Below are 24,269 nucleotides of genomic sequence, written 5' to 3' on the forward strand. Positions count from 1 at the left end.
ATGAAACCAACATTTTTTACCCGAGTGTTAGCGGGTATTTTATCTATCACTATGGCGTGCTTGCCCTTACATGGTGTGGCCGCTGATGTACAGCGCCAATCCGGCCTAAGCGGACAACAAGAAGGTAAGCAATTGCTGCAAAACTGGTCGATGCCCGCACTCAATGGCAATACATTGTCGGTGCCGAATGGCAGTGGTAATGAGTCCATTAGCTTGCAAGAGCTTTTCCCTGGTATGGATCAGGGCTCATTGGATGTCTTAACGGGCGTTTATGGCTCTGATGCCAGTATGAATCAATTGGGGACACAGCGCCAAGAGAGCATGGCATCCGAAAGTGGCGCTACGGGTGAAGCATTTCGTTCGCTACAGCAAATCAAAGACAGGTCTCGGCCAGATATGGTCAATGATCCGCTTTGGGCATTAACTGATGCGGTTCAAACTGACCCCAATCTATTAACCCAAAGCTTCCCCGGCTGTGAGTCTCAAGGTGAGGGTAGCCCAAATTACCAGCAATGTGACAGGCTCAATACAGCGGTTAACAGCTGCACTATTACTCACGATTACACGGCAGGCATCATTGAGCATGTTTCAGGGCCGATGAACCTTCGCTCTTGTGGTGAGGGGTGTCTTGAAGTTTGGATAGGACGAATTGGCGACAACTACTGGAGTGGCAGTTGTAAAGTATTTGAACAGGCCATCACACTCAAAGTCGTGAATCCCGATGCGATTACCTCAGCCGTTCTTGAGTACGCAAAATGGGATGATTACATGCAAGTGTGGCTTGGCGATCAGAAAATCTGGTCTGGGCCGAACAATAACTTTCCACCAGAAACGGCTGGCCGCTGCGAGCTCAGTACCAGTTGGGAGCGCAATCCAAATACCGATCTCACTGCTAAGCTAAAAACGGTAGAACCAGGTTTAGAAGTGCCGGTAAAAATTCGCGTATCGGTCACTGGTAGTGGTGAGGGGTATGCACGCATCAAGGTACGCTTTGATCCAACCAAGGTGGTGATGAATGATAGTTGGTCGCCGCAATCCTGTATCGAACAAGCAGCGGATATTCCGACAAAGTTTTCAGACTACAGCATTCAATGCACGGATCAGCCTTCTTCAACCAACGGATGTACGGTGGTCAATGGTGTTTCAGTTTGTGAATCCTACTTTGCCCCAAGCCCTGTGACTGGCATATCGCCTTTGTGTCGGCGTGTACAAGTCAGTGTGGATGACGAAAGCTATAAGGGGATTGAAAATCAGGCCTGCCAAGTGCTTGAAGCGAATCCTTCCTGTGGCTTCATGTCGTCAGAATGTGCCGAGACCAATGATAAAGGTGAATGCATTCGTTTTACCGATACCTATGACTGTGGTTTGCAAACCAGCGATCCAAAGTGTGTGGTATCCAACCTTATGCCAAGTAGTTTTGAGGCTTGTGAGCCTACTCAGACGATTACGCCATTTACTGAAACCAAGCATGTACCGGATTACCAGGTGTGCGAGAAGATCAGCACGCTTACTCAGTGTCAGTTAGAGCGACGTGTATCCGCTGAAACCCATCAACAAAGCTGGTCCATTGAGCGTGGTTGCTTTAGCTCCGAAACGCTCAGTTTTGTTCCTCAGCACAGCAGCACCATGCAAACTGGAAACGCGACGCTGAGGATTTTTGATAATCAAAATACTGAGTTAAAAATCACTGAGTCGCCATCCAAGGCAAATGGTTGGAAAACGACACTCTCACTGACGGGCAATAAGGAAACGGTGACTGAGACGAAACCGTCCATTAAGCACCCTGAAATGACCTGTCCAAAAGGAACCTTGGTTGGCTCATTGTGTAAGGTCGTTAATGGGTCGATTATTTCGTGGCATGAACCTCAGGAAGTCACTCGTTCCAGATGTGAATCCGGCTGGAACAAAGTCGATTTCGATACTTGCAGCCGAGAAGTTCAGAAGTGTTTGGCTCCTGCGAAACTGAGCGCTTCATTGGCCTTCTCTGGCAAATACTTAGAGCAGGAGGTTGTTCATCAATCAAGTGATCCGGGCATAGACCAATGCTTGATGCAAACGGATCAGTTTACTGCGGTGCAGTGGCAGTGTTTGGATACGGGCACAAAACGAATCGACGGGTTAACGGTTGGTAGTGGCGAGTTGGCCAATCTTGGAAGCCTTTATCCGGCGGTAGTTTCGTCTCCTGCTCATTTAACCAGTCGCGGCAGTTCTGATGGACTGGGGCTCTCATGCTGGAGGGCAAGAGCGACCTACAATGCTTCGACTGCTCATCCAGAGTTCAACATGGGCAGCTCAGATAGCTGGGTAGATGCCAATGGTAATACACAAACCATCGTCAATAACGGACAAAACACGACCACCAATACGTGTGCCGCGCTGGAGCAAAACCCGGCCTGCCAGTATGTCAGAACCGAATGCACTGAAGGCGGGGCTGGTCATGAAGGCTTCTGTTATATCCAAAGTTTGGTGTATGACTGCGGACAAAGCGTTGAAGTGCAAAATGCACGAATGGAAACTCAATACAACTGTGAGGGGCCAGTTCGCTGTATGGGCACTGATTGTTTAGAGCCAGAGTCAATCAAGCAGGCCAACTTTGCAGAGGCCGCTGCCATGCTTAATGCGGCGCAGTTTATGACCAATGATATGTCATGTACGGGCGCTGATGGCCAACATAACGTCGAGTGTACGGTCTTTAAAGGGAATGCTGGCCAGTGCAAAAAAGCCGTTGGCGGTATAGTGGATTGCTGTGAAAAGCCAAGTGGCGTGTCGCTATCGGACTACATCACGATGATAGTGGCGGTCAACAAGCTTGGGAAGGTGCGAATAAGTCCTCGCGGCACTCTGGCTTACACAGCAATTGGCGTTCAAGGCATCTGACTGAAGGCATGCCGGGGCCTGTCGAAGTCGGATAACGCTGAGAGCCGATTGCTGTGCAAGCCCCGAAGGGCGTGGCTTACAAGCCTGCCTGCTGTGTTGTGCTTCTTGCAAAGGACTAGGGCCATTTGCTGCGAACCACGCCTTGCATCCAGGCTTGTAAGCCGACGCAGAGCACGCATGGGACTTGTTCGCACCTTCCCTAAGAGAATTTATAGCTTATAAAATTCTTCGACAAAAAAAGTGCTAAAACCTACTGTATAATTAAAGCCCCTTCATTAGGGGCTATTTTCCTAGTTGGCGGGGTTATCTGTTTCCTCTTCAGTGATATCGTCATCGGTTGAAGGCACCGCTTGCTCAACTTCTGCTTCTTTACCCTTAGCTTGGGCTGATTTTCGTGCTCGAATTTCGATATCAATAATGCGTCGTGCAAGTTTGATAATTCGCTGTTGCCATGCGTAGTTGCCATCAACACGTTGTTTGTTGCTAAGCACGCTAGACAACCAGAGTGTGTCCATTGAGATCATCAACGCATCGAGTTTGCGAACTAAGCCGACAAACTGGCCAACCTGAGGCGAGCTGATTTTGGCGTTGAAGGTAATCGGGTCGTCACTGGATCTGGAAAGACTCACCGGCTCAGGAAGTACGCTAAACGTAGATGGAAACCGTCAAAGTACCGCAGACAGAGCCATTGAACGGCTAAACGGAATGGATGCACAGAAACTGCCAGGAGGCGACGGAAGAAATTTCGGGGAATAATTGAGCGTATCCATCTAAAACAGCTTTGCCAATAATGTTCCATCTTGGTTACTTTAATGAGCTTATTGCGCCTTAAGGTAACCAATTTGGAACTTTGGGCCTGTTATGCTTTCTGTTCAGCGTGTGCGCAATTTGCTCTGATTTTTTTTACCATTTTCAGACTTAGGAGGCTGCTGCAAAAAGGAAAAGCTGATAGTCTGGCACATATAAAATTTATGATAAAAGGAAAATTAATAATGCCTAATTTCGATCAAAACTTTGAAGCTACTCGTTTGTCTATGCTTTCAAAACAACACCCTGACATTGTGAAGGTGTCGGGTGAGGTGGTGTTTCGTGCGGAAGATGACGAAGACCGCCTAAGCGGAACATCTTGGACTCTTGAAGATGACATTTTTGAGCAGGTCACCGAATCAGGCTTCAAATTACACTTGCTTGAACTTCTGGATAATTTCATAGAATACCGAGGTCAATGTAACGAGCTGCCGAAAAAGGAAGGGATTGTGCGTTTTGGTGGTGGCACTTTAAATATTGAATGGCTACCTAATGGAACTACCCATCTATCCAAATGATGTTTTATAAGAACCAGCCTGAGTTTTCCTATGGATGATAAATATGTTTCAGAAATAGACTGTCTTGATAAGTTAATGGTTGCATGGTCAGAGGCATTCCCGAAGGATTGGTATTTCAACTACGATGGAGTGATTTCAACTGAGGGCTGGGATAGTTGTGGTAAAAAAGTTTTGTTTGTTTTAAAGGAAACAAATGAAGCAAAGCAAAATATTGTCAACGCTATTAATAGAGCTATTGAGGTGAAGGCAAGTGGATGGTGGCGAGGAAAGGTTCTTCGTCGGGTGGGGCGTTGGGCTTACGGACTTCAAAAATATGATGGGGCTGTGCCGTCACTGAGAGATGCTAAATTAAATGAAAAAAATGCAGTTAAGAATATTGCATACATAAATATAAGGAAAACATCTGGAAGTGCGCGAACCGACCAAAAATCATTTGACGCCCATGCCAAAGAATTTGCCCCTTTTGTTCGAAGGCAAATTGAGTTGATTAACCCTGACATTGTTGTGCTTTGCGGCACATATAATCAAGTTAAACGTTACGTATTCCCTGAGCTTAAAAAAGTTAGCGAACGAGTGCATGTTAATGACGGGGTTGTCTTCATCAATGCCTTCCATCCTGCCGCAAGAAAAAAGTCGGCCATGCTTTATCATCAAGTACTCGATAACTACCACGCTTACAAAAATCATATATAACCAATGCTTGAATAGTTATATGCAGCGCAAGCCTTGCGTCGTATCTTGAAAAAGCCCCTTCAAGAGGGGCTGTGTGATGGGAGCCGTTCGCTAGTTGGCGGGAGTATCTGTTTCCTCTTCAGTGATATCGTCATCGGTTGAAGGTACCGCTTGCTCAACTTCTGCTTCTTTACCCTTGGCTTGAGCTGATTTTCGTGCTCGAATTTCGATATCAATAATGCGTCGTGCAAGTTTGATAATTCGCTGTTGCCATGCGTAGTTGCCATCAACACGTTGTTTGTTGCTAAGCACGCTAGACAACCAGAGTGTGTCCATTGAGATCATCAACGCATCGAGTTTGCGAACTAAGCCGACAAACTGGCCAACCTGAGGCGAGCTGATTTTGGCGTTGAAGGTAATCGGGTCGGTGTAGTCAGGTACTTCATCGATGCCGTTGGACTCCATCAGTTTGTCCAAACGAGCTTGTTCGTTGTCTACCGCCTTAGCGCAATCCTCGATCAACTGGCTAATGATCTGTTCCACTTCATCAATTTCGTTCTCATCGCCAATGATGCGCAGGATGACATCGATTCCGTAAAGCGCACTGACCGTCCGTCTAAAAACACGGTCAACGACACGTTGTGCTTGTAAGCTGTTAATTGTGAATGATTGTTCAAAGATGGGTTTTGAGTAATTGGGTTTTGCTTGGGCCATAAGTTTGCTCCTGATATGACAATAATCAGTCCCTAGCCTAATCCTCTGTGAGGTAATGGCCTTTCAGCTAGGTGGAAGAATCGAGCATCTTTCTAACTATCCTGTCTGGATAAGACGGTTACACTGACTATCAAATATTGCTGATCTGTTTCAGTAATATCTGCGCCTGAGAGCATGAGCTCAAAGGAAGCCCGCCGCTGAGTTTTCTCAGTGGTACTAAGAGGTAGCTAGCCTCCTTAAACAAATAGCCTGCATGTTTTTACATGCTCAACCATGCGTTCCTTGCGGTTCGCCTTTTCACCACCCAACTGGGGGAGTTTTCCCCAGTTGGGGGTGACTCCTTCACAACCAAATTAAGGAGTCACCAATGGAATATATCTTCGGATTTATTATCCAAATCGCAGGCATTATGTTGCTTGCAAAACTGAGCTGGTCGCTTTTGCGATTGCTTGCTGGTCAATGCTTGCGCCCGTTTCGATTTGTACTTACTCAAATCAAGCGATTGCTCACACCAACACCAAAACGTCGTCCAATGGCAGTGCCTAAAGCTCCTGGTATGCCCCGTTTGACATCTGCGTTTTACAAAGAGCCACATCAGTACGACATGGCTTTACTCGAAATACCAACCTATCTGCGCCGTCAGTCTTCTTTGCCCAGCCGGGTAGAAACGACTGTGTGCACAGAGTTTAACTAAGACGAGGAGAACATCATGAAAAACCAAGTAACACTCATAGGCTACGTTGGCTCTGAGCCAGAGACGCGAGCCTATCCATCAGGTGATTTGGTGACCAGCATTTCACTGGCCACTTCTGAGAAATGGCGCAACCGTCAATCCAATGAGCTCAAAGAGCATACGGAATGGCATCGGGTTGTTTTTCGAGATCGTGGTGGATTTAAGTTAGGGCTAAGAGCAAAAGATTTGATCCAAAAAGGAGCGAAGCTTTTTGTTCAAGGGCCTCAGCGCACGCGCTCATGGGAGAAAGATGGGATTAAGCATCGATTGACCGAAGTGGACGCGGACGAGTTTCTGCTTCTTGATAGTGTGAACAAAGCATCCGAGCCATCACCGGCAGATGATGCGGGCTCCCAAGGTAATTGGGCACAAACATATCCTGAACCAGATTTTTAACCGAGCGAAAACGCTTTAACCCAGCCGGGAGTACTTTCCCGTCAGGGTCAGACTCCCACTTTGATTGTCGGAGTCCACAATGGAAAAACCAAAGCTAATCCAACGCTTTGCTGAGCGCTTTAGTGTCGATCCAAACAAGTTGTTCGATACCCTAAAAGCAACAGCATTCAAGCAACGTGACGGTAGTGCACCGACCAATGAGCAGATGATGGCGCTCTTGGTGGTTGCAGATCAGTACGGCTTGAACCCTTTCACCAAAGAGATTTTTGCGTTCCCTGATAAGCAAGCTGGAATTATTCCAGTGGTAGGTGTCGATGGATGGTCTCGCATCATCAATCAACACGACCAGTTTGATGGCATGGAGTTTAAGACTTCAGAAAACAAAGTCTCCCTGGATGGCGCGAAAGAATGCCCTGAATGGATGGAATGCATTATCTACCGGCGCGACCGTTCGCACCCAGTCAAAATCACTGAGTATCTGGATGAAGTCTATCGACCACCTTTTGAAGGTAACGGCAAAAATGGCCCTTACCGGGTAGATGGTCCATGGCAGACGCACACTAAGCGAATGCTAAGGCATAAATCCATGATCCAGTGTTCCCGCATTGCGTTTGGCTTTGTGGGAATTTTCGATCAAGACGAAGCTGAGCGAATTATCGAAGGCCAAGCAACACACGTTGTTGAGCCATCAGTGATTCCCCCCGAGCAAGTTGATGATCGAACCCGAGGGCTTGTTTACAAGCTTATCGAGCGGGCAGAAGCTTCAAACGCTTGGAATAGTGCATTGGAATATGCCAATGAACATTTTCAGGGTGTTGAACTGACGTTTGCGAAACAAGAAATATTTAATGCACAGCAACAAGCAGCCAAAGCGCTCACACAGCCTTTAGCTTCTTAGTGCCACGCATTCATTTTACTAACCCTGGCGGGATTATTCTCCTGTCAGGGGGAAGGTCTCGTCATTTTTTGGAGATCTTCCATGACTAAATCAGCCTCACTTTTTCGCTTGGTATTGGTTGTTGCCCTTGTCTTAGGTTCGATTCAAGCCGTAAAGCGGCAATTGATTCGGTTCAAGCAAGTGTTGTTCAGCACCAAACAGCGTTAGCGCAAGCTGCAAAGTAACCACTTAACCCTGAAGGGGAGTTCTCTCCTTCGGGGGAGTCTCCCCCTCAAAGGAGGCAATATGAAGGTTATCGACCTATCACAACGTACTCCTGCATGGCACCAGTGGCGCATTGCAGGGGTTACGGCATCTGAAGCCCCAATTATTATGGGGCGTTCACCCTACAAAACACCTTGGCGATTATGGGCAGAAAAAACTGGATTCGTATTACCGGAAGACCTGTCGAATAATCCAAATGTGCTTCGCGGTATAAGGTTGGAGCCTCAAGCAAGGCGAGCATTTGAGAATGCGCATAATGACTTTCTTCTGCCGTTATGTGCAGAAGCCGATCATAACGCAATCTTTCGAGCCAGCTTTGATGGCATCAACGATGCGGGCGAACCCGTTGAACTGAAATGTCCTTGCCAGTCAGTTTTTGAGGATGTGCAAGCTCACCGAGAACAAAGCGAGGCGTACCAGTTGTATTGGGTACAAGTACAGCATCAAATACTGGTCGCCAATAGCACGCGTGGTTGGTTGGTATTCTATTTTGAGGATCAACTGATTGAGTTTGAAATACAACGAGACGCGGCGTTCTTAACTGAGTTGCAAGAAACGGCGCTTCAGTTTTGGGAGTTAGTTCAAACTAAAAAAGAACCGCCAAAATGCCCTGAGCAAGATTGTTTTGTTCCCAAGGGTGAAGCCCAATACCGTTGGACATCGCTGTCTCGACAGTATTGCTCAGCACACGCCGAAGTGGTCCGACTGGAAAACCACATTAAATCTTTGAAAGAGGAAATGCGAGATGCTCAGTCGAAATTGGTCGCTATGATGGGTAACTACGCTCATGCCGACTATGCTGGGGTCAAACTCAGCCGCTACATGATGGCAGGTGCGGTGGACTATAAGCAATTGGCCACCGATAAATTAGGCGAGCTGGACGAACAGGTTTTAGCTGCTTACCGAAAAGCGCCACAAGAGCGGTTGCGTATCAGCACCAATAAGCCAGAGCAGCCCGTTGAAACACCAATCAAAATCAGTCTTGAGCAAGAGAACTTGGTTCTGCCAGGTGACTCGCCGAGCTCATTTTACTTTTAACGTTCACTTGGAGCCGATTTCGGCTCCTTTCTCATGCGCTTACATCGAGAGCATCAGAAAGCAGTTTCACTCGTAGCCAATGCTGGGTACGAATGATAGAGCGAGCTGAACTCTTATATACACAGCCATACCACAATCAACACACCACCCGACGGGGACTTCATTCCCTGTTGGGGCATGGGGCCTCGTCAAAACAGATGAGGTTTACCATGACTGAACAATCCCCATTTTTGGTTCAAGTGAATCAAGCGTTTAATGTCCCGGCTCCTGATGCTTTCGTTCTGGAAGGATTTGGTGCCGACACTACCCATCCAAACATTCCCGTTCGCAAGGATGAGTATGTTTTTAGAAAAGAAGACTTACGTGACATATTGGCGTTTTTGTCTAACCCAGACGGTGACGGTTTGTATATTACAGGCCCCACTGGATGCGGTAAGACCTCGCTAATTTGCCAAGTTGCTTCTCGATTGAATTGGCCTGTTCAGCAAATTACTGCGCACGGTCGATTGGAGTTGTCCGATCTTATCGGTCACCACACGCTGGTTAATGGCAACATGACCTTTGTGTATGGACCGCTGGCACTGGCTGTAAAGCATGGCCATTTGCTGATCATTAATGAAATGGATCTTGCTGAGCCTGCTGAACTGGCTGGGCTCAATGACATTTTGGAAGGTGCCCCGTTGGTCATCGCACAAAATGGCGGTGAGATCATCATGCCACATAACAAGTTTCGTTTTATCGCTACCGGCAACAGTGCGGGCAGCGGTGACCAAACGGGCTTGTATCAAGGCGTGCTTCAACAGAATTTGGCTTTTCTTGATCGCTTTAGAATCATCGAAGCGACCTATGCAGAGCCTTCTGTAGAGGAAGCCATTCTGGAGAATGTTGCGCCGGGCTTGCCAGAAGTCTTTCGCCAAAAAATGGTGAAAGTGGCTGGTGACATTCGTCGTCTTTTTATTGGGGGCGCGGATGGCGGTGCTGAGCTTAGTATCACCATGTCCACTCGGACCTTGGTGCGCTGGGCAAAGTTAACACTTGCTTTTAAAGGTGCTCCTAACGCAGTGGAGTATGCACTGGTTCGGTCTTTGACGGCTCGTGCTGAGTTGGAGCAACGTGAAGCCATTCACCGTATTGCCGCTGATGTCTTCGGTGATCACTGGGAGGATTGATGATGGAAAAGTGCTTTGCTCTTTACCGTTACAGTCATTCTGATGGGACAGCCAAAGAATGGGCCATTTATGTTGGATCAGATAACCAGGAGATTGAAGTTCGGTTTGGAAAAGCCGGTCAATTGTCGCAGCAGCGATTGATTGATTCGACTGATCCTAACGCAGAAGCAGACCGAAGAATCAATGAGAAAATCAACAAGGGTTATCGATTTGTTGGACACGTCGGTATTGATCATCAAGGGCGGCCATTTGAACTCTCAAATGCGCTTGATAGTGTCGCGTGCGCCAATAACGTCAGTTGGGAGTTTCGTACTCGCAAGGACGTCAATGGCCAAATCTCGCTGGCGCAAAAAGCGTTGTTCGATATGGCAAAGCTGCTTGAAGCCTATGGCTTGGCTGTTATTGATGATAACCGGGTCAGGATTGGAGAATGGTCATTAGGGTTTTGCAAAAGCGAATTACCTAGTACCAATCAAATCAGCATGGTGTCAGGTGAAGGCGCTGGCATTGTTAACACTGATGATGGCCCGTGGCCATTGTTGCTGTTACTGGCCTTTAAGCGTCAATTACCACCTCTGTGTTCGCTCACAGTAGCGAGTCCTGAAGGGATAGAAGTATCCGACCAACTGAAGTTGGAAAAAGATGTATTGCGGTTGCTAGGCAGTGATTTAGAGCGGGTTCGCCCGATTGCTGAAGCACTGGACTTAATGCCTGCGAAAATCGATCTCAACCAATCGTCGCCTGATTCGCAAAATTACTATTTCTGATAGTGATGTTGCCATTAGCGCGTCAACTACTACCACCCAAACGGGGGCCATTGCTCCTGCTGGGAGTGGTGCGTCCCCATCTCGCATGAGGATGCACTATGAGTATTCAAACCCTCGACAAACTTTTGATTTGTCACATCGACTGTTCCATCTGGAGCGGTAGAAAAAAACTAAGGCCTGAAGATTTCAGACTAGCCAATGGCAGCCAACTTCCACCGAAGGATGTTGCCAGCTTAGGGAGTAAAAAAATTTGCGACCCTGAGGCATTGGCGAACTTTGAAAGGCTTAAGAAAGAAGCGCAGCGCTTGTGTGAGCAAGTCGGTGTGCGGTTTTTAGGTGGCTATGCCGTCCCTGAAGACCGAATTGATCAGATTGTTCCAGAGCTTGACCGGATCGGTCAGGAGTTTGCGCAGTGTAAGCAGTTGTTCTTGGACAACTATGATCAGGTGACGTTTGACTGGGTTGCGAAACACCCGGAATTTGCAGATGCAATCCGACGTGCATTATCACCCGTCGAAGACGTGGAACAACGGCTTCAGTTCGATTATGCCATCTATCGAATGCAACCGGCTGAACAAGCTGGAGGCTTAGATGACAAGGTCAATGGTATGGGACACACCCTCTTTAGGGAGGTGGCTCGTGATGCCAATGAACTGTTTGAGCGTTCCGTTGCAGGAAAGAATCAAATCAGTCAGCGAGCCCTTAATCCGCTCAAGCGATTAAGAGACAAGTTGGATGGTTTGTCCTTCCTGGATCATCGAGTTCAGCCGATGGTTGAAGCGATGGACAATTTATTTGTTCGTCTGCCAAAGACCGGCCCTGTGACAGACAATCTCTATTACGAACTGATGGCGACCATTTTAATTTTGTCTGATCCAGACAAGATGAGAATGCACGGTGAAGGTCAATTGGATATCAGACAACTGATGCCCAAACCTGAACCCAAACCCGCACAGCCAGTATCTGCTCAGGCAGATAACTTACGTGCAATACCACAACCAACCGTCAGACCAAACCTTGGTTCGACTGTACCAAACTCATTTTATTTCTAACGTCCTTGAGGGCATGTTGCCCTTAAGGGCGCATGTCCTCTGAACTATGTAAGAGGAAATTATGCAATCAACCATCCATAACCCCAGCCAACTGAACCAGTTTGAAGCACATTTTCGTGGTGTGACTGATGCGGTTGAAAGTGAATCGATACCAGAAGTGGCGTGTTGTCGAACGTTAGTACAACGGTCGTACTCAACACATAGTGTCTTGATCCCCAAGAACCCTGTTTTGATCGCAGATGCGGACGCACAAGGAGTTTGGGTAACGGCCATGGTATTTGTTCCAAACATGGCATTGCAGCAAACCGCTTATGAGCGGGCCTGGCTGCAATATCAACACGAGGTGTCTACTCAGTTACAAGACCAGTACGGTCTGACATTGGATGACATCCTGAGTTTAGACCAGCTTAAAACGTCATTTGAGCAGCACGAGAGTCCAGCTCAATTGGTGGCTTGGTTAGGTCAAAAATACGACCTGGATAAGCTAAAAGCACAGGTTTAAACACTTACATTCCCAGCGGGGAAACGCTCCCGCTGAGGGAGTATTCCCCCTAATGATTAGGAGACTCCCATGAATCATCCATTAAAAAACGCACTGCCAATCGTTGCCGCCGCTTATGGCGAAAAGTTTGGTGTGAAGGTGCTTATTCAAGGACAAGATGCGTTTACCGATGGTGAGCGGATTGTGATCCCAACAGCAAACCCAGACGACCCACACTATCAACAGATAGCTTGGGGTTATCTGGCTCATGAAGCGGCGCATATTCGGCATACCAATTTTGACATGGTGAAGAAGGCGTCGTCTAAGCCGATCCGTAAGGCACTTCTCAATATTATTGAGGATGTGCGCATTGAAAACGAATTGGCAAAGGATTACCCCGGAACCCGGCGCAGTATTTCGCAAGTGATTGAGTACATGGTGGACACACAGCAAATGTGTGTACCTGAACAGCCTGAGCCTGCATCTAACTTGCAAGCCTGGTTGTTGTTTCGCTTGAGATGCCATTTTCTGGGCCAGAAAGCGCTGACGCCTTTGTATCAAGCTGTTGATGAAAGAGTGAGACAACTCTTTCCTGCCGCAGCGATGAGCCGGTTAAGCGCCATGCTGACAGCAGTGCCTAGCCTGGCATCTACAGGTGAAGTGCTGAAACTTGTCGATGCCATCGTTGCCATGTTGGAAGAAGAGTCTCGTCCACCACAGAATGAGTCTGATGCTGATGGCGGTGATGACATTGGACAAGATGTGAGTAATGACAGCAATAGCAGTAGTGACAGTCAAACCCCGGAAACAGGTTCGTCTGCAACAGGGGATGCTGCTGAAACGAGTGATTCTGATAACTCTGATCAAGCTGACAATTTGCGACAAGCCTTAGAGGCCAGTGCCGCTCAGTTTGAACCCGATACCTTTGCCCAAGTGGCAGAAGTGTTGTCGGAACAAGCTGAAGGACATCTGGGCGTCACACCACTCAGTTTGCCCCAAGCAGAGCAGGCTATGTTGGGTGATGAGGCTATCTTGACCTTATCGGCGTCTGAGTCTGCTCAAATTCGAGCCCGACTTAGGGGCATGGTTCAGTCCAGTCAGGACAATCGGAATCATGCCAAACGGCACGGTCTTCGAGTTGCAACCCATCGTCTTGCCGCTTCACAAGCAGGTGAGTCGAGATTGTTTATTCAAAGGCAACCTCGCATTGCGCCTAATGCTGCTGTGCACTTGCTGGTCGATATATCGGGTTCAATGGGTAAACCCATTGGCGAAGGTAATCGAAAGTACTTTCATGTTGCCAATGAAGCCGCTTTGGCTTTGGCCATGGCACTGGAAGGCATACCGGGTGTTGTACCTGCGGTCAGTTATTTTCCTGGTATTCATCAGGAAGTTTCTATCGCATTATTGCCCAAGCAATCGGTTCGACATCGGGCCGCCTGTTTTGACCAAAAACCACGAGGTTGTACGCCTATGGCACAAGCAATGTGGTTTGCGGCAAACAGTTTGTTAGCGCAAAAACAGAAGCGAAAGCTAATGATAGTGCTAACGGATGGTGACCCAGATGATTGGGCTGCCACGCATGACATTGTTGACCGGTGCAGACGCAGTGGCTTTGAGCTGCTGGGGATCGGGATTCAAACACGCAGTGTTGAGAAATTCTTTCCTCAAAGCATTGTGATTAATGACGTCAAAGATCTAAAGCGTGAGTTATTCGAAGTAACACAACAACTGTTAATTCAGTAACCACATCAATTATACCACCCTGCGGGGACGATTCCGTCCCCGTCAGGGCATGGGTTCGTCTCCGCTTTTTTTGGAGACTCCTATGAAAAACAAAAAGTTCTTAGCTGGCGAAGAAACCGGTACTTATATCGTTCCTGAGCAAGTGACTGAAGCGGATATCTTAGATATGGCGCTCAAGCTTGCCCGTGGTCGATTAAGTAAAGGTCGAAAAATTGAACAGCCATCGTCGGCGTTCTCATACCTGCAAACACTGATGCACGAGTATGAGCACGAGGTTTTTGGTGTGCTGTTTCTTGATACAAAGCATCGCGTCATTCGATTTGAAGAGCTGTTCAAAGGCACTTTAGATGCGGCGAGCGTGTATCCAAGGGAAGTAACAAAACGAGCGCTAGAACTTAATGCGGCAGCAGTGATACTGGTTCATAACCATCCATCGGGTGATCCTGAACCCAGTTTAGCTGATAAACGCATTACTCATCGACTTCGTGACGCCTTGTCACTTGTTGATATTCGAACGCTTGACCATGTTGTGGTCGCATCCGAGGGCTGCGTTTCGCTTGCCGAGCGCGGTTATCTTTGATGAATGGGCGCATTGCCCATTCTCCTCCATCACAAAAGCAGTCCCATCAACACACATCATCACAGCTCGAATTTCTATTTGAGTTTGATGATGCCCCAGTCACTTGGTCTGACACGGAAATCTGGCAGTTACGCGAAGGCATTCTATTGGATGCGATCCGTGTATTGCTGGATGGTCGCGTCAGTACTCGGTTGCGCAAGGATGTGTTGTCGTGGATTCAAAATGACGAATTAGCGCCATTTTGCTTTCGTGTTTGCGCAATGGCTGCGGTTGTCGATCCTGATGTGCTTCGTGATTCCATCATGTGGCTATTAAGACGACATGGTATCCAGCTTGACTAACGTTCCTGCATTAACCAAACGGCTGAATGCAGGACCCAAGCTGACTTACCACCTGTGGTAGGAGTCGGCTTTTTACTTAAGGAGGTTATATGGCGTTACCTTTACAAATTGAAACAGTAAGGCCATATCTTAATGGCCAATGGCTTCAAGTCTTGGCGGCATTGGTGCCAGAACTTGATGCCGCTATTGCTCGAAAAGGCCGTCATGTGGCTTGCCCTGTTCATGGCGGTCGTGATGGCTTTAGGCTGTTCAAAGATGCTGAATATACCGGAGGTGGCGTTTGTAACACCTGCGGTATCTTTCATGATGGTTTTGAACTGTTGTCTTGGATCAATGGATGGAACTTTGCTCAGTCTATTGAGGCAATCGGCCAGGTTCTTGGTATTCAACCCGGACAAATACAAGCGCCTACTCGGCCAATACCGAGTAACGCTGTTGATTGGAAGGCTAAAAAGCAGGACGAGGACAAAGCGATTATCCATCGCTTGAATCAAACTTGGGGAGAAACGCTATCTCTTGCAGATACTCGTGCGCAACCAGTTTGGAACTACTTGCATCGTCGTGGCATTGTGACGCGGCTTCGCCCTGAATGGGATTCGGTGCTGAGGTTTCATCCAAGCTTGCCTTACCATGATGAAGATGGTCTGTTTATCGATAGCTACCCAGCGCTGCTAGGTAAAATCGTTACTCAGCAAGGGCGTTCGGCCACGTTTCATCGGATCTACCTAAGTGAAGATGGATTCAAAGCGCCGGTTGAAAAGCCTAAAAAGATGATGCCGATACCAAGTGACAGAACAATCACAGGTGGTGCCATTCCGATAGGTGAGCCTGGTGAAGTACTAGGTGTTTCTGAAGGTATAGAAACGGCCCTAGCGGTAACCAGAGCAACGGGGCAAACATGTTGGTCGGTTGTGAATGCAACGCTACTGGCTAGGTTTGAACCACCAAGTAATGTGAAAATGCTGTACATCTGGGCAGACCACGATCTCTCTGAGACCGGCCTGAATGCAGCGAATGAACTCAAGAAAAAAGCCTGGCAAAAAGGCATTCTGACACAAGTCTTGATCCCTCCGATACCAACGTCACTCGGCGTGAAAAGTTGGGATTGGAATGATGTGCTGAATGTTTACGGTGCCATGGGCTTTCCGAAAGTTCATCTCTGATCCAAGGGGCTTCGGCCCCTTTTTTTGCGCCTTGCATATTTGAAAAAACATGGAGAATGAAAAATAGATAACCAATAGGAGAAACAAATATGATGGTATTAACCCTGTTAACAAAGCAGATTGATGGGAAAGCTCGGCCATTGAAGAGGTGCTAAACACCTCAATCAGACCTACAGGTTTTATACTAGTTGGCTAAACGGTAGGTACCACCTCTGGTTAAGGCAGATTGGTATGCGGGGCGGGCTTGGAGCCGTTTGATCCAAGCTGTCAGGTTGGGGCGTTGGTGTAATAGACCAAATGAGCCTGCAATCTCCCCAACAAAGCTCATCTGGATATCTGCGGCACTGAACAGTTCATCTAGCAGAAAGGTTTTACCCTCCAACGAAGCTTCAACAAAACCCAAATGATTATCTAGTTCGCTGTTTATGCGCGGCTGCAGAGCTGCACCTCCATCTCCCAGAGGATCAACATAAACCTTCAACAGCAGAGGAAGCATTGCTGATCCCTCAGCGTAGTGAAGCCATTGCACATATTGCTCATACGCCCGGCTTTCAGGAGTAGGGTGCAGGAGGTCTCCAGCATATTTTCTGATGAGATAATCAATAATTGCCCCGGATTCATGGATGATGAAATTGCCGTCTTCAATGACCGGCGACTTACCTAATGGGTGAATGTGCAACAGCTCTGGTGGCGCCAAATGTGTAACCGAATCACGCTCATAGCGTTTAATGTCGTACTCAAGGCCTAGCTCTTCGAGCAACCAGAGAATACGCTGTGAGCGCGAATCGTTTAAGTGATGAATGAGGATCATATATAACTCCGGAAGATTTGTGCGAGATGAGTGAAGAGGCGGTTTTGCTGGGTGACTACCCACTCAAGTGTTAGATTGTTACTATCTCACATCATATACGACCAGTCTAATCATAATGCACCGCCGTCTTGCAGCCAAGCGTAATAAAAGTATTCGGTCGAGCGTTTGTTTTCCATAGGTTTCCGTGCACAACCAGAGTCTCTAGTCTAGACAATTGGTCTAGTCCGGCTTAGAATCTACCTATGAAATCAAAAGTTAATGTTCACGATGTACGTAGTCATATCTTGGAAACCGGCCAGTGTATTATCAGTGGTAAAGGGTTTAGTGCTGTCGGATTGAGCGAAATTCTGAAGACCGCTGGTGTGCCTAAAGGGTCCTTTTATCATTATTTTGGATCCAAAGAGGCCTTTGGTGAGGAATTACTAAAGAGCTATTTTTCCGGCTACCAAGCGTCTCTGGAGGCACTGCTCTCTCGACCGGGTTTGTCCGGAGCAGAGCGATTGATGAGTTACTGGGAAGCCTGGCTGGAAACTCAGTCGGCCTGCGACCCGAAAGGCAAGTGTCTGGCGGTCAAACTTGCAGCCGAAGTTAGCGATTTATCCGAAACTATGCGTATTGTGTTGCAGCAGGGAACAGATCGAGTTATCGCAAGACTTGCCCGAGCGGTTGAAGACGGCATTGCTGATGGCTCGTTATCTGCTCATCTGGATGCGAAAACGACAGCGTCAACTCTCTATCAATTATGGTTGGGTGCGAGCTTGCGTGCGAAAATCACACGCAGCCGTGAGCCCATGGAGTCTGCGTTTGAGGCAACACAAGGTTTGCTGGGGTTAAAAAAGAACTAATCGGTAAAAATTTTCATCCAGTTATAGACGACCAGTCTATTTATAAAAATAGGGAATCCTTATGAGAGCAGTTGTTCTGCGGGCCCCGGGTGGGCTGAATCAATTAGAGCTGAGAGATCTGCCCGATCCTGGTCAACCTGGAGTGGGACAGATACGCGTGGCAATACATGCAACCTCCCTCAATTTCCACGACTTACTGGTCGCTAATGGGAGTATCCCAACCACTGATGGGCGAATTCTAATGTCTGACGGTGCGGGAGTGGTCGAGGCTGTGGGTGAAGGCGTGACTGAGTTCGCTGTTGGCGAAAGTGTTGTGTCTAGTTTTTTCCCTCAATGGCAGGACGGTCGCGCATTTGATGATGTGGGCAGTTTCCGAAGAACGCCAGGTGATGGAATAGACGGTTACGCGACTGAGTATGTGGTGCGGCCAGCACACTATTTTACCCATGCGCCTTCGTGTTGGGGCCATTCCGAAGCAGCGACGATCACCACAGCTGGCCTGACAGCATGGCGGGCTTTGGTGGTTGAGGGGGGAATCAAGGCCGGTGATAGTGTGCTGTTGCTCGGCACCGGGGGGGTATCTATTGCAGCCTTACAGATTGCCAGAGCCATGGGTGCGCGCGTCATCGTAACCTCCTCCTCTGACAAAAAGCTTGAAAGGGCTCGGTCTCTTGGGGCAACCGATGTTATTAACTATCGGACGAATCCTGATTGGGGTACTGAAGTGCTCGAATTGACGAATGGACGGGGTGTTGACCACGTTGTTGAGGTCGGTGGACCTGGCACGCTTGCACAGTCCTTGCAGGCGGTTCGCGTTGGCGGCCACGTAGCTTTGATTGGCGTGTTGACAGGACGAGGTGGCGATGTACCCACCTCGTTGTTGATGGCCAAACAGGCTCGCTTGCAAGGGTTGGTGGTTGGCAGCCGTCGTCAGCAGCAGGAATACGTTGCAGCGTTGAAACAAAACAATCTTCGCCCAGTGATCGACTGCAGTTTCCCTCTAGATCGTTTAGCGGATGCTTTTCGGCTTCAGGAAAGTGGTAGCCACTTTGGCAAAATCGTTGTTGAGTGGTAGCCGCAGGGCACTCCTATAGTTTAGTGCTTTCTTGCGCCGGGAATGCCTGCTGGAGAAGTGACAGTATCCACTTGTGCAGCGGGTCCCGGCTTGAGCGAGGGTGCCATGCGGCAATGACATCGAAGCAGGGTGGCGAGTCATCGAGCAGGATCGGACGAACCAGCGGATTCGGCAGAATGCGTGAGGGCAGGAAGGCTATGCAGTCGGTTGAGGCGATACAGGCCGGTGCAGCTGAGAAGCTCGGTACCGACATGACGATATTTCGGCTGTAGCCCTTGCTCGCAAACCAGTCATCCGCTGAACCGATCAGGTTTGCCCTTGTCGGGGAGACGATAATCTGAGGCAAGTCGGCAATGTCTCCAATGGAGAGTTGCCGGTTTTGCAATGGAGAGTCGCTCCTTGTTACGCAGATGTGGTGCTCGGAGAACAACCATTTCGTTTGACAATTATTGGGGACGAACGCCGGAAAGGTTAAAGCCAGATCGAGGTCTCCAGAGGTCAGGAGCGGATACAGTCTATCGCTTTCAAAGTCCCTGATAATCAGCTTTAGCCCTGGAGCTTGAGCTCTTACCTTCGCCATCAACCTGGGCAATATAACTGCCACAGCATAATCCGTTGCGGATATCGCAAAGGTCGTTTGCACCTCGGCAGGATCGAACCTGTCAGGCGGTGCTAATGCCGCAAGACTCTCGAACACTGCATTTACTCTTGGCTCAAGCTGTTCGGCGAGTGGCGTGGGAATGATGCCCTGTGCGGAGCGCAAGAATAGATGATCTTGAAACGTGTCCCTTAGCTTGCTCAGTTGAGCGCTTACAGCCTGCTGAGTAAGGCCCATCTGGGCGGCGGCACGTGTCACGTTTCGCTCTTTTAAGAGTGCTTTAAAGACCCGTAGCTGCTTTAGGTCGATCAGACTAATATCATTCATATTTGTATTTGTAATAAACAATTACTGTTTCTGTTTGTGATATTACCACCGTAACATTGCCCTTGTCATGACTCGGTACCAGGTGCACGCGCAATTTTGAGTGCTAGTTCGCTATGGATTGTGTTTGGAAACGATGTTTCGGCAAAGGTAGGAGCAGAGAATGAGTCATAGTGCCACTAAAGAGAAAGCGCTAGAGAATATTAAGCCTAGCTATCGAATGCTAATTGGCGGGCAATGGGTAGACAGCCGGTCTCGCCGGATGATCCCAACGGTTAGCCCTGCCACAGGAGAAACATTCTCACATTTGCAGATGGCCAGTAGCGAAGACGTGGATTTGGCTGTAAAGGCTGCTCGTGAGGCTTTTCCCCGTTGGAGCAGCACATCTCCGATGGAGCGTCAGCGCGCGTTGCTCTCGATAGCGGACTTGCTTGAGGCTCGAGCACAAGAGTTTGCGTACTTAGAAACTCTGGATAACGGTAAGCCTTTGCGGGAATCCAGCCAAATCGATATCCCGCTGGCCGTTGATCATTTTCGTTATTTCGCGGGTGTTGTTCGCTCGCATAGCGACGAGGCAACGCAACTTGATAATCAGACTCTGAGTTTGGTGTTGAGTGAGCTTATAGGTGTCGTCGGGCAGATTATTCCGTGGAACTTTCCTCTGTTGATGGCGGCCTGGAAGTTGGCTCCGGCCCTAGCGGCTGGCAACACGGTTGTTATCAAACCATCAGAGATGACCTCGATTACTTTGCTCACTTTGGGAGAGATTCTTAACGAAGTATTACCTCAAGGAACCGTCAACATTGTTACCGGCGACGGTCCTGAGGCTGGACAAGCGCTACTTGATCACCCCGATGTCGACAAGTTGGCATTTACCGGATCGACAGCCGTTGGATATCGCGTAGCTAAAGCCGCGGCTGAAAAGCTAATACCGGCGACTCTAGAGCTGGGTGGAAAATCGGCCAACATTGTGTTCCCGATGCGAATATCGAGAAGGCTTTGGAAGGGATTATCATATCGATTTTCCTCAATTAGGGAAAAGTGTGTGAGTCCGGCGCTTGACTGTTTGTCCATCGGGCTATCTTTGACGAATTTATTGGTGTGCTTAAGGAGCGTTTTGAGGAGATAAAAGTTGGAGATCCTTGGACCTTAACACTCAAATGGGAAGGCAGTTCAGCCAGCAACAGATGGAAAGGATCCTCGGCTATATCGATCTGGCGACTCAGGAAGGCGCAAGGATAATTATTGCGGGAGCGACTGGTTGTTGCGAGTCTGGCCCGTAGTTGCTTTATCTCTCCGACGATTATTGTAGATGCCAGCAACAAAATCCAGTATTGGTCGGGAGGCTCACAAAATGGTGCTGGATAGTTACACCGAGAAGAAAAATATTATTATCAGCCTGAATGAGTCCGGTCTGGGGCTCTTTTAATGTAATGGAGCACTGTTTGCTCCGGTATGAAAACTTTATTTAAAGGAAATAGCGTTATGAATGTAAACCCTCTTTTTGAGCCCTTTCGTCTGGGTTCGCTTGAACTGAAAAATCGTATTGTTCTGCCGCCTCTCACGCGTTCAAGAAGCACTCAGCCAGGAAATATTCCGAACGATCTGATGGCTGACTACTATGCGCAGCGGGCTTCTGCTGGCTTCATGGTCACAGAAGGCACGCAGATAGAGCCCAGAGGTCAGGGGTACGCTTGGACGCCGGGTATTTTTACAGCGGCACAAATTGAGGGTTGGAAAAAAGTAACCGGTGCTGTTCATCGTGAAGGCGGCAAAATCTTTTGTCAGCTGTGGCATGTAGGGCGAGTTTCTCATAATTCTCTTCAGCCGGACGGACAGGCTCCGGTAGCACCCTCAGCCATTCGTGCAGAAGGTGTGAAAGTGTTCGTAGAAACAGCACCAGGGGAGGGCGCACTGGCTGATCCGGATGAGCCCCGCGCACTTTCAACCGAGGAAATTCAAGAGCTTGTGAAGCTATATGCTCGCGCTGCTCGTAACGCCGTGGAAGCCGGCTTTGATGGCGTAGAAATCCACAGCGCGAATGGCTATCTGGTTAACCAGTTCATCTCAGAGCATACTAATCATCGGACGGATCAATACGGCGGAAGTTTGCGGAACCGCCTGCGCTTCCTGGAAGAGATTGTGGCCGCAATTTCAGAAGAAGTGGGGGCTGAGCGCTTGGGAGTGAGGTTTGCTCCCTTATTCGAGAGCACGGAAGAGGCACGTGTTTATCTGGGATTGGTTGAAACAGACCCTCACGAAACCTACCTAGAAGCGGCAAAATTGTTAGAGCGCATGGGTATTGCCTATATTTCTATCGCTGAAGCCGACTGGGACAATGCACCAGAATTGCCTGACAGCTTCTGCAGTGCGCTCCGAGGTGCTTTTAGTGGCGCTCTGATTTATGCAGGCCGATACACTCCGGAGAAAGCGCTTCGTATGCTTGATGCTGGATACGGCGACTTGTTCGCTTTTGGGAAGCCGTTTATTGCAAACCCGGATTTACCGTATCGAATACGGCAAGGGCTGCCTTGGAACGAGGTTGATCCCACAACAATGTACGGTGGAACTGACAAGGGATATGTCGACTACCCCACCTACGATTCGCAGGCTGCCTCGGCGCCCAGAATACCTGAGAAGGTGTCGGACTAAATTTATCATCGTTCTGGATATGCGGGACATGTTGATAACGTCGGCACGGGCCTGTCCAGTTTATGGTGGAAAGGTGTGGCATGTTGAAATACTGATCCGAGAGAATTCATGAGGCGGACTAACGACCTTTTGAGGGGTTGTTACCCTTAAAGATTATAGTTATTTCAAAAAAATTATAGACGACTGGTCTATTCGAGGTTAAGCTGAAACTTGGCATGATAAGCAATTAGATTTCATGTTTTTATTTTCCCGGTCATCTAGATGACCGGTCTAGTAGTTTGCGGGTTATGAATAAACTCGAGATTTACAACCCAAACGCGCCCCACGCGAAAGGATTTAATTATGGCTTATGAAACACGAAACCCTTACACCGGCGAACTCTTGGAAGCGTACCCGGACGCGACCGATACTGAAGTTAATCAAGCTATTGAAAATGCTCATGCGGCATTTTTATTGTGGAAGGAAACTGAGTTTGCAGAACGTGCCTGTGTAATGCACTCCGCCGCAACCATATTACGTCGTGACGTCGATTTTTTTGCCAAGTTGTTGACAGTTGAAATGGGCAAGCTTGTCTCCGAAGCTAAAGCCGAAATCGCCTTGTCAGCGGATATCTTTGACTATTATGCCAACAATGCAGAAGCCTTACTGGCGCCTGAAAAGCTGCCAGTAGCCAATCCCGATGAAGGTGATGCTGTTCTGTCCGCAGAGCCTTTGGGGGTCTTGTTGGCAATTGAGCCGTGGAACTTTCCGTTTTACCAAGTGGCTCGTATTGCAGCGCCACAATTGTCTGCTGGCAATACCATGTTGCTCAAGCATGCCTCGAATGTTCCGCAGGCAGCTGCAGCATTCGAAAAATTAATGTTGGAGGCGGGTTTGCCCCAAGGGGCGTTCAAAAACCTTTATGCGACACGTTCGCAAATCGAAACCATCATTAACGATCCACGTGTCCATGGCGTTGCGCTGACCGGATCGGAAGGTGCGGGCTCGATTGTTGCCTCACAGGCAGGCAAAGCACTGAAGAAATCCACGCTCGAACTTGGAGGCGCAGACGCGTTTGTGGTGTTGGCCGATGCGGAAATGGAGAAGACCATTAATTGGGCGGTCTTTGGACGGCACTGGAATGGCGGTCAAGTCTGTGTCTCTTCTAAGCGCATGATCGTCGTTGATGACGTATATGACCAATTTTTTGAAGGTTACACCGCCGGCGTTGCGAAGCTTCGGGCAGGTGATCCGGCGGATCCTACCACGACGTTAGCGCCCCTGTCTTCCGAGGCTGCTGCAAACGAGATTAAAGACAAGATACGCCAAGCAGTTTTTTACGGAGCTACGGCAACGGAAGTTGGGCCAAAGGTTCCCAGTTCGGGTGCTTTTGTACAACCGACCATTCTGACTAATCTTTCAGAAGATAACCCGGCTCGATATTGGGAATTCTTCGGCCCAGTCTCGATGCTGTTTCGTGCGAAGGATGAGGTAGATGCAATACGCATTGCCAATGATTCACCGTTCGGGCTTGGCGGGTCTGTATTTACTGCCGACCCAAAGCGTGGTGCTGATGTTGCGAAACAGATTTCTACTGGGATGGTCTTTGTAAATCACCCGACCATGGCCAAGGCTGACTTACCTTTCGGTGGTATCGGGCGGTCGGGCTACGGTCGAGAACTGATCGGGCTCGGAATCAGGGAATTCGTCAACCACAAGCTCATTTCGGTGGTTGATATTGATGCGCCATTCTAGATGGTGAAGCACTA

Annotated in this window: 26 protein-coding genes; 22 read left to right on the plus strand and 4 right to left on the minus strand. The window is 48.5% G+C overall.

The annotated features are described in order from the left end of the window. Window positions 1–2,877, plus strand: coding sequence for a conjugal transfer protein TraN (traN, locus tag FTA96_RS12900; protein WP_453894831.1), 2,877 nt, complete (start codon window positions 1–3; stop codon window positions 2,875–2,877). 290 nt (window positions 2,878–3,167) lie between these two features. Here traN and FTA96_RS12905 read toward each other — a convergent pair whose 3' ends face one another. Then, window positions 3,168–3,506 carry a hypothetical protein gene (locus FTA96_RS12905; protein ID WP_453894833.1) on the minus strand — a complete coding sequence of 113 codons (339 nt, stop codon included), beginning with the start codon at window positions 3,504–3,506 and terminating at the stop codon, window positions 3,168–3,170. Between the two features lie 183 nt (window positions 3,507–3,689). Between FTA96_RS12905 and FTA96_RS23515 the strand changes: the two genes are divergently transcribed. Together FTA96_RS23515 and FTA96_RS12915 are read left to right on the plus strand one after the other, a co-directional pair. Continuing rightward, on the plus strand, window positions 3,690–4,202 hold the full coding sequence (locus FTA96_RS23515; RefSeq protein ID WP_235897486.1) for a hypothetical protein: 513 nt from the start codon (window positions 3,690–3,692) through the stop codon (window positions 4,200–4,202). A gap of 30 nt (window positions 4,203–4,232) precedes the next feature. Continuing rightward, window positions 4,233–4,895: a uracil-DNA glycosylase family protein gene (locus FTA96_RS12915; protein ID WP_145573990.1), complete on the plus strand. Its 663-nt coding sequence runs from the start codon at window positions 4,233–4,235 to the stop codon at window positions 4,893–4,895. Window positions 4,896–4,985: 90 nt separating this feature from the next. On the opposite strand, the gene FTA96_RS12920 is transcribed toward FTA96_RS12915, so the two are convergent. After that, on the minus strand, window positions 4,986–5,588 hold the full coding sequence (locus FTA96_RS12920) for a hypothetical protein (protein WP_025574392.1): 603 nt from the start codon (window positions 5,586–5,588) through the stop codon (window positions 4,986–4,988). A gap of 367 nt (window positions 5,589–5,955) precedes the next feature. Here FTA96_RS12920 and FTA96_RS12925 point away from each other — a divergent pair, with 367 nt between their 5' ends. The 13 genes from FTA96_RS12925 to FTA96_RS12980 all read left to right on the plus strand — a co-directional run bounded on the left by FTA96_RS12925 (window position 5,956) and on the right by FTA96_RS12980 (window position 16,216). Beyond that, window positions 5,956–6,282, plus strand: a complete 327-nt coding sequence (locus FTA96_RS12925; protein WP_145573992.1) for a plasmid-related protein — start codon at window positions 5,956–5,958, stop codon at window positions 6,280–6,282. A 15-nt stretch (window positions 6,283–6,297) separates the two neighbouring features. Continuing rightward, a complete protein-coding gene (locus FTA96_RS12930) occupies window positions 6,298–6,717 on the plus strand; it encodes a single-stranded DNA-binding protein (RefSeq protein ID WP_145573994.1) in 420 nt (139 codons plus the stop codon). Window positions 6,718–6,796: 79 nt separating this feature from the next. Continuing rightward, window positions 6,797–7,615, plus strand: a complete 819-nt coding sequence (gene bet / locus FTA96_RS12935; protein WP_000414662.1) for a phage recombination protein Bet — start codon at window positions 6,797–6,799, stop codon at window positions 7,613–7,615. Window positions 7,616–7,696: 81 nt separating this feature from the next. Then, window positions 7,697–7,822 carry a hypothetical protein gene (locus FTA96_RS23705; protein ID WP_261172628.1) on the plus strand — a complete coding sequence of 42 codons (126 nt, stop codon included), beginning with the start codon at window positions 7,697–7,699 and terminating at the stop codon, window positions 7,820–7,822. A gap of 78 nt (window positions 7,823–7,900) precedes the next feature. Continuing rightward, window positions 7,901–8,917 carry a YqaJ viral recombinase family nuclease gene (locus FTA96_RS12940; RefSeq protein ID WP_145573996.1) on the plus strand — a complete coding sequence of 339 codons (1,017 nt, stop codon included), beginning with the start codon at window positions 7,901–7,903 and terminating at the stop codon, window positions 8,915–8,917. 209 nt (window positions 8,918–9,126) lie between these two features. Further along, entirely contained in the window at window positions 9,127–10,086 is a 960-nt protein-coding gene (locus FTA96_RS12945; RefSeq protein WP_145573997.1) for an AAA family ATPase, read from the plus strand. After that, on the plus strand, window positions 10,086–10,853 hold the full coding sequence (locus FTA96_RS12950; protein ID WP_145573999.1) for a hypothetical protein: 768 nt from the start codon (window positions 10,086–10,088) through the stop codon (window positions 10,851–10,853). The genes FTA96_RS12945 and FTA96_RS12950 overlap by 1 nt, the downstream gene beginning before the upstream one ends. A 98-nt stretch (window positions 10,854–10,951) precedes the next feature. Next, the gene (locus FTA96_RS12955; RefSeq protein WP_145574000.1) at window positions 10,952–11,905 is read left to right on the plus strand and encodes a DUF3150 domain-containing protein; all 954 of its coding nucleotides are present in this window, start codon (window positions 10,952–10,954) and stop codon (window positions 11,903–11,905) included. A 61-nt stretch (window positions 11,906–11,966) separates the two neighbouring features. Continuing rightward, window positions 11,967–12,407: a hypothetical protein gene (locus FTA96_RS12960; RefSeq protein WP_022614431.1), complete on the plus strand. Its 441-nt coding sequence runs from the start codon at window positions 11,967–11,969 to the stop codon at window positions 12,405–12,407. 69 nt (window positions 12,408–12,476) lie between these two features. Continuing rightward, window positions 12,477–14,132, plus strand: coding sequence for a VWA domain-containing protein (locus tag FTA96_RS12965; RefSeq protein ID WP_145574002.1), 1,656 nt, complete (start codon window positions 12,477–12,479; stop codon window positions 14,130–14,132). An 82-nt stretch (window positions 14,133–14,214) separates the two neighbouring features. Then, a complete protein-coding gene (radC, locus tag FTA96_RS12970) occupies window positions 14,215–14,712 on the plus strand; it encodes a RadC family protein (protein ID WP_145574003.1) in 498 nt (165 codons plus the stop codon). Continuing rightward, entirely contained in the window at window positions 14,712–15,053 is a 342-nt protein-coding gene (locus FTA96_RS12975; RefSeq protein ID WP_087504538.1) for a plasmid-related protein, read from the plus strand. The genes radC and FTA96_RS12975 overlap by 1 nt, the downstream gene beginning before the upstream one ends. A gap of 89 nt (window positions 15,054–15,142) precedes the next feature. Then, window positions 15,143–16,216: a DUF7146 domain-containing protein gene (locus FTA96_RS12980; protein WP_145574005.1), complete on the plus strand. Its 1,074-nt coding sequence runs from the start codon at window positions 15,143–15,145 to the stop codon at window positions 16,214–16,216. Window positions 16,217–16,400: 184 nt separating this feature from the next. Here FTA96_RS12980 and FTA96_RS12985 read toward each other — a convergent pair whose 3' ends face one another. After that, a complete protein-coding gene (locus tag FTA96_RS12985) occupies window positions 16,401–17,027 on the minus strand; it encodes a glutathione S-transferase family protein (protein ID WP_115389053.1) in 627 nt (208 codons plus the stop codon). Between the two features lie 242 nt (window positions 17,028–17,269). Here FTA96_RS12985 and FTA96_RS12990 point away from each other — a divergent pair, with 242 nt between their 5' ends. Continuing rightward, the gene (locus FTA96_RS12990) at window positions 17,270–17,872 is read left to right on the plus strand and encodes a TetR/AcrR family transcriptional regulator (protein WP_115389052.1); all 603 of its coding nucleotides are present in this window, start codon (window positions 17,270–17,272) and stop codon (window positions 17,870–17,872) included. Between the two features lie 61 nt (window positions 17,873–17,933). Continuing rightward, window positions 17,934–18,947, plus strand: coding sequence for a zinc-dependent alcohol dehydrogenase family protein (locus FTA96_RS12995; protein ID WP_115389051.1), 1,014 nt, complete (start codon window positions 17,934–17,936; stop codon window positions 18,945–18,947). 13 nt (window positions 18,948–18,960) lie between these two features. On the opposite strand, the gene FTA96_RS13000 is transcribed toward FTA96_RS12995, so the two are convergent. Next, window positions 18,961–19,893, minus strand: coding sequence for a LysR family transcriptional regulator (locus FTA96_RS13000; protein WP_235897488.1), 933 nt, complete (start codon window positions 19,891–19,893; stop codon window positions 18,961–18,963). A gap of 139 nt (window positions 19,894–20,032) precedes the next feature. On the opposite strand from FTA96_RS13000, the gene FTA96_RS13005 reads away from it, so the two are divergent. From FTA96_RS13005 to FTA96_RS13015, 4 genes are all read left to right on the plus strand, one after another. Continuing rightward, window positions 20,033–20,998 (plus strand): aldehyde dehydrogenase family protein, encoded by a 966-nt coding sequence (locus FTA96_RS13005; RefSeq protein WP_206194664.1) that lies wholly within the window; start codon window positions 20,033–20,035, stop codon window positions 20,996–20,998. Window positions 20,999–21,011: 13 nt separating this feature from the next. Beyond that, window positions 21,012–21,152: a hypothetical protein gene (locus FTA96_RS23520; RefSeq protein ID WP_235897489.1), complete on the plus strand. Its 141-nt coding sequence runs from the start codon at window positions 21,012–21,014 to the stop codon at window positions 21,150–21,152. A gap of 202 nt (window positions 21,153–21,354) precedes the next feature. Then, window positions 21,355–22,521, plus strand: a complete 1,167-nt coding sequence (locus FTA96_RS13010; RefSeq protein WP_052324032.1) for an alkene reductase — start codon at window positions 21,355–21,357, stop codon at window positions 22,519–22,521. Window positions 22,522–22,863: 342 nt separating this feature from the next. Next, window positions 22,864–24,255 (plus strand): NAD-dependent succinate-semialdehyde dehydrogenase, encoded by a 1,392-nt coding sequence (locus FTA96_RS13015; protein WP_006814859.1) that lies wholly within the window; start codon window positions 22,864–22,866, stop codon window positions 24,253–24,255. Window positions 24,256–24,269: the final 14 nt, after the last annotated feature.

This window comes from Yersinia alsatica, from assembly GCF_902170305.1.
Lineage (GTDB): Bacteria > Pseudomonadota > Gammaproteobacteria > Enterobacterales > Enterobacteriaceae > Yersinia > Yersinia alsatica.